Origin of the sequence: Mesorhizobium sp. M0437, assembly GCF_040321335.1 — a bacterium.
Classification (GTDB): domain Bacteria; phylum Pseudomonadota; class Alphaproteobacteria; order Rhizobiales; family Rhizobiaceae; genus Mesorhizobium.
In genome coordinates this window covers 1-4,796 of record NZ_JAMYRK010000138.1, presented here as the reverse complement: position 1 = coordinate 4,796, position 4,796 = coordinate 1, and the positions used below count along the sequence as shown (strand labels likewise).

Sequence of the window (4,796 nt, the reverse complement as noted above, 5' to 3'; positions counted from 1 at the left end):
TCGCCTAGCTGATGCGCCCCATTGCTCGACTTACGTTTCATCATTGGCACCTATACAGATTGCAAACCCGTCGCGTGCGGCCATCGCGGTGCGCCTTCGGGAGCGATCACACAAACCACCGATCTATATCCGCAAGAGCCAGTACCTCAACAATCGGATCGAACAGGATCACCGGCGCATCAAGCGCCGCGTTCGATCCATGCTCGGCTTCAAGTCTATGGAGAATGCCCAGATCACCCTCTGCGGCATCGAGCTGGTCCACATGATGCGAAAGCGCAGGCGAGGTTCGCCTACAATCCGAGTCTGTCAATTGCCGAGCAATTCGAAAGCTCACCGCCTGATCAATGCTTCCAGGCGACGCTCTTCCCGTCCACATCCCGGAATTGCGAGAGAGCCCTGTGGCTCAGCTTGAGAGACATCGCCAGTGTCCTGATCAGTCAAGTATGAGCAAGATTTCGCCGCTGTCGGTCTCCAGTGCCATAGCTTGCGGCCGGAAGCCCTGTACAGGTGGCAAGTGCCAAGACGCTGGCGCACTTCGTATCTTGTTGCATCCAATTTCGCCAGCGAATGTTGCGGCAGCGTGGTCATGGCCGCTCCTCCGTTGGCGCGCTGGCCTTCTCGGGCACCTGGAAAACCCAGTAGTGAGCGTCCTCCTCGGCGAGGTATCTGGCGTCGTTTAGACGCTGCGCCAGCACAAGAACGCCCGCATCCTGCAGACGCTGCACCTCGCTGTCAAAGCCCGTGGCCTCCACATAGCTCGTGCGGGTGCTCGCGATGACGAATCCCTTTGGGCGCGTGACGCGAGCCAGTTCGCGCAGCCCCTGAGGTCGAACATGCCTGAGCACGAAGACTCCGCAGCAGACCGTGATGTCATAGCTCGCGCTGGCGTGGTCGGAGGGGGGGCCGTTAAGGTCAACATTGCTTCGGACATGGCGGTAGACGCGGGTTTGTCTGGCCTTTTCGGCCATCTCCTCGAAGAGGTCTATCCCGTCGATCAACTGGAAGCCTAGGCGTTTCAGCTGCAAGCCGACGAGGCCCGTTCCGCAGCCAGCGTCAAGGATTGTAATGACTGCTCGCTCCTTGGCAAAATAGGCCGTCTGGGTGGCAGCCGCCAGTTCCGCTACGACGGTCGGCCCGCAGTACCCCATTCGGCCGAGATCGAGATCATAGGTACCGGCCCCATCGCGATAGGACTTGGATAAATAACCGGCATTCGTCTCGAATGAATGGGAAGCCTTCTGTCGTGCGGTTTGGTCACGCGCCGATTGCTGATCGGGGATTTTCATAACAGTTCTCCTTTTTGGGTAGACGAGATGCGGTATACTCTTCAGCGAAGCAACGGCCTCTGATGGATCTACTCTCTTTTCGTTATGGTATTGCCCAGTATGACTTTCCCGCCCAAAGAAGGCCTCTACTAGGCTCCAGGTGATCACGTCGCAGATCAGGGCATTGCTCAGGTCCATGCCGCGTCCGAGATCAAGCTCCTCGGCAAGGATCAAGGGATTGACGTGGGTGAGCTCGCCGGCCAGGCACTCGATCAGGCGTATCCGGATGTCGGCATGCGGGACGTCGTGGAGCGGACAGACATACTCGCGTTTCGGGGATCCGTCCGACCGCATCGGTCAGGAATTCTTGGTCTGACGGATGCGCGGGGTCGGCACCGTACTTGGATGGCGCGCGATAGTCCGGCACTTGCAGTCGAACGCCGAAAGCCACCTGCGCCAGTTCGATAACGCCTAGACGCTTGTCGTATCGGTCAAACTTCCGTTGGCTATAGCGGTTTTCGCCCGAGCGCCCGATGCGCAATCCTACGCCGAGTTCGTCAGCTAGCTGAATAGTCAGGTCCATATCCGCGATCTCCAGAGTGCAAGAGTGATCATAGCGGCCATCCAGGAGTAAGGGGGAACTGTCCGACTGCGACGGAACCCACAGACGTGCGCCACGCCTGCTGCGCCGGTACCCCGCGCACGCTTCGGCAGAACGCGCCGCCGCTGACGACGGCTTGAGCGTAAAAGAGCGGGTTCGTCTGTAGTTTGACTGACTGGCCATTACCGATGACTCCGACATGGACGAAGACAGCTTCCAAAGTTGATAACAGCATCTCGCTCCGCATATAGACCTCGTGTCGCTTGACAATTCTCCTTGATTGGCGTCCGCATGGGCGACAAACGCGTCCCAGCTCTTTGCATTTCGCCAACGAGATTTGCGGCAGCTTAATCATAGCTGCTGTCCCTTGGCGCGCTGCCTTTATGGCGCAATCCGCAAAACCCAGTAGTGCGCGTACTCGTCCGCGATGTATCTGCCATCAGCTAGACATTGGGCCGGCATGACGACGCCCCCACGCTGAAGACGCCGCAGCTCGTCTTCAAAGGACGTGGCCTCCAGATACCGCCTGCTAGTGCTTGCAATAACGAATCCGTTCGGGCGCGTGACGCGAGCCAGCTCGCGTAGCCCATCCGGCCGGACTTGCCCGAGCCCGAACACGCCGCAGCAGACCGTAATGTCATAGCTCGCGGTGGGGTATTGGGACAGCGCCCCGTTAAGATCGACGTCGACTTGGATATTGCGGTAGACGCCGGTTCGCCGCGCGTTTCCGGCCATCTCTTCCGTAAGGTCGAACCCGTCAATCAACTGGAAGCCAAAGCGTGAAAGTTGCACGCCAACGAGGCCTGTTCCGCAGCCTGCGTCCAGGACTGTGATGGCTCCTCGCTCGCTCGCGAGATAGGCAGTCTGCACGGCACCCGCCAGTTCCGACACGATCATCGGTGCGGAGTACCTCTCGCTCCCGACATCCAGATCGTACGAACTCGCCCATTCTCGATAGAATCGGGCCAAGCGACCGGCGTCGCCTTCGAGGTAGGAAATCTCGGCGCGTTTTCGCGCGGATTGGTCCAGTACCGTTTCTCGATCAGGACTGTTCATGACAGTTCCTCCGTGCAGGGTTGATGGCATTTGGCGCAGCCGTGGCCGAGACATTTAGTTGCCCGTTGTCATTGCAGAGCCATGGCTGTCGGACCATGTGCCCCAGATAATCACGTCTTGGTTCAGGGATTCGGTAAGACGTGGCACATACGCTTTTCGAAGTCGGAGACCACTATCGAAGATCAGCCGACGAAAAGGTCCCGGATAATAGGCTAGTTCGGGAGTAAACGGAGATATGACGTTTGCTCCCTTCGGTGAACGCACCTCCCGCCCAATCTCCCCAACGTTCTACAAGCTTCAGCCCTACCAGCTCGGCCATAGTATCGAGTTCTTGATGATAAACATAACGGGCACGATGTGGTAAACGTCTGACCGATGTACCAGAAAACCAGAGGAGGCTTGAAACCAAGTTCTGGTTCAGGGGATCGTGCACATGCGCATTGAGAATCGTGTTTTCATGATCCACAAACAACGTAGTAATTTTCTGGCCGTTCACGAAACCTTCCAGGGCCGGCACATCAAGTTCGAGCACCAAACTTCCCTGATCATCCAGCACCTCCGCGACAGATCGGAAGCAAGCCAATTGAGCTTCGCGTGTGAAGAGGACCTTGAACGTATTATAAACACAATATACCAGACGATAGCGTTGCTCCGATCTGAAATCGGCAATGTCGCCTTTCCAAGCCTTGACCAGATCGGTGCGCTTTGCGAGAACTTCCAGCATGCTATCCGAATTGTCGATACCTTCGACCCTGACGCCGCGCTCACTCAGCGGTACCGCCACGCGTCCGTCGCCAATACCAAGTTCAAGAGCATTTCTTCCGTTTGAATAGCGCTCAAGAAAATTCACAGTATCGAGTACTTCAACCGTTTTACCATGCAACCGAGCAAATTCTTCATAGTTCAGAGCCCATTTCTCGTCGTAGACAAAGTCGTCATCCATCACGGTTCTCCTGTCACTCTGCTAACTTATTGCCAACCGAGTTTTCAAGTCGGCCCATCACTGTTCTCGGCCGCTATCGCAAAGAAGTAATAGCGAAAGTCGTGCCAACTCCGCTAGAAAAGTCTCAGAAAAATGTTCTACATGTTTTTTAACGACTTACATCGTGATTCGGCGGGAACCAAGTCGAGCAGCCCCGGGTCGCTCATGCGACAAACCCGACAGGAATGTCGGGTGCCCGACATCCCGAATTGCAAAAGCGAGTAAGGACCCGGCGACAACACGCCGTGCAGCCGCTCATCGGCGAGGTCAGCCGGGAGTTTGTGGCGCTGTATTCACCGGTCAGTCGGCCTCGATCCCGCCGGAAAAGCTGCTCAGGGTGATGCTGCTTGCAGGCGTTCTATTCGATCCGCTCGGAGCGGCTTTTGATAGAGCGGCTGCGACCTCGCAGCAAAGTTCTTGGCTGCGGTGCTGGCACAGCCCAAGGTGAAGAAGCTTCTGTCGGAACTCACTTAGCCCATGTCCCATGAAGCACAGCTTGGCTCTCCTTGCCCCGTCCGTTGCGGTAGAGTCTGGCGTCGGGATCGGTGGTCGAGCCTTCCGTCTCGTTCGATCGTTTCTGGCCATGGAAGTCCGCTTCCGCATTTATGCTGCCAGTCAGCGTATCCGCAAGCGCATCAAAGAGGCGTTCGGCTGGATCAAGACCACCGCCAGGGAGGAGAAGACGAACTTGGCGGGGTCGCGATCGCGTCGGATGGGCCTTCACCTTCGGTACGCCTCCGGCGAGGGCCGCCTTGCGCGAGCATGGCACGGTAGCGAGGCTGCGCTCTTAAGGTCGTCCTTACGAGCGAAGTTAGCAGCACAGCATGAGCCATGTGACGTTATTGACCGGGCCTGAGCGTCGTCGTCGTTGGCGTGAAGAGGATCAGTGCCG

The 4,796-nt window shown here is 57.3% G+C and carries 3 protein-coding genes and 4 pseudogenes; 3 read left to right on the top strand and 4 right to left on the bottom strand.

Annotated features, from left to right (window positions below; translation table 11 throughout):
• Positions 1 to 118: 118 nt before the first annotated feature.
• Positions 119 to 327: pseudogene (locus NKI72_RS33970) on the top strand (DDE-type integrase/transposase/recombinase); the annotation flags it as partial.
• A 257-nt stretch (positions 328 to 584) separates the two neighbouring features.
• Here the strand turns inward: NKI72_RS33970 and NKI72_RS33965 are convergent.
• The 3 genes from NKI72_RS33965 to NKI72_RS33955 all read right to left on the bottom strand — a co-directional run bounded on the left by NKI72_RS33965 (position 585) and on the right by NKI72_RS33955 (position 3,865).
• Positions 585 to 1,619, bottom strand: coding sequence for a class I SAM-dependent DNA methyltransferase (locus NKI72_RS33965; protein WP_352852111.1), 1,035 nt, complete (start codon positions 1,617 to 1,619; stop codon positions 585 to 587).
• Between the two features lie 628 nt (positions 1,620 to 2,247).
• On the bottom strand, positions 2,248 to 2,922 hold the full coding sequence (locus NKI72_RS33960) for a class I SAM-dependent DNA methyltransferase (protein ID WP_352852109.1): 675 nt from the start codon (positions 2,920 to 2,922) through the stop codon (positions 2,248 to 2,250).
• A 172-nt stretch (positions 2,923 to 3,094) separates the two neighbouring features.
• Positions 3,095 to 3,865, bottom strand: a complete 771-nt coding sequence (locus NKI72_RS33955; RefSeq protein ID WP_352852107.1) for a class I SAM-dependent DNA methyltransferase — start codon at positions 3,863 to 3,865, stop codon at positions 3,095 to 3,097.
• Positions 3,866 to 4,209: 344 nt separating this feature from the next.
• Between NKI72_RS33955 and NKI72_RS35590 the strand changes: the two are divergent.
• Positions 4,210 to 4,302: pseudogene (locus NKI72_RS35590) on the top strand (transposase); the annotation flags it as partial.
• 49 nt (positions 4,303 to 4,351) lie between these two features.
• Here NKI72_RS35590 and NKI72_RS33945 read toward each other — a convergent pair.
• Positions 4,352 to 4,517: pseudogene (locus NKI72_RS33945) on the bottom strand (IS5/IS1182 family transposase); the annotation flags it as partial.
• On the opposite strand from NKI72_RS33945, the pseudogene NKI72_RS33940 reads away from it, so the two are divergent.
• Positions 4,509 to 4,695, top strand: a pseudogene (locus NKI72_RS33940) (hypothetical protein); the annotation flags it as partial. The pseudogenes NKI72_RS33945 and NKI72_RS33940 overlap by 9 nt on opposite strands.
• Positions 4,696 to 4,796: the final 101 nt, after the last annotated feature.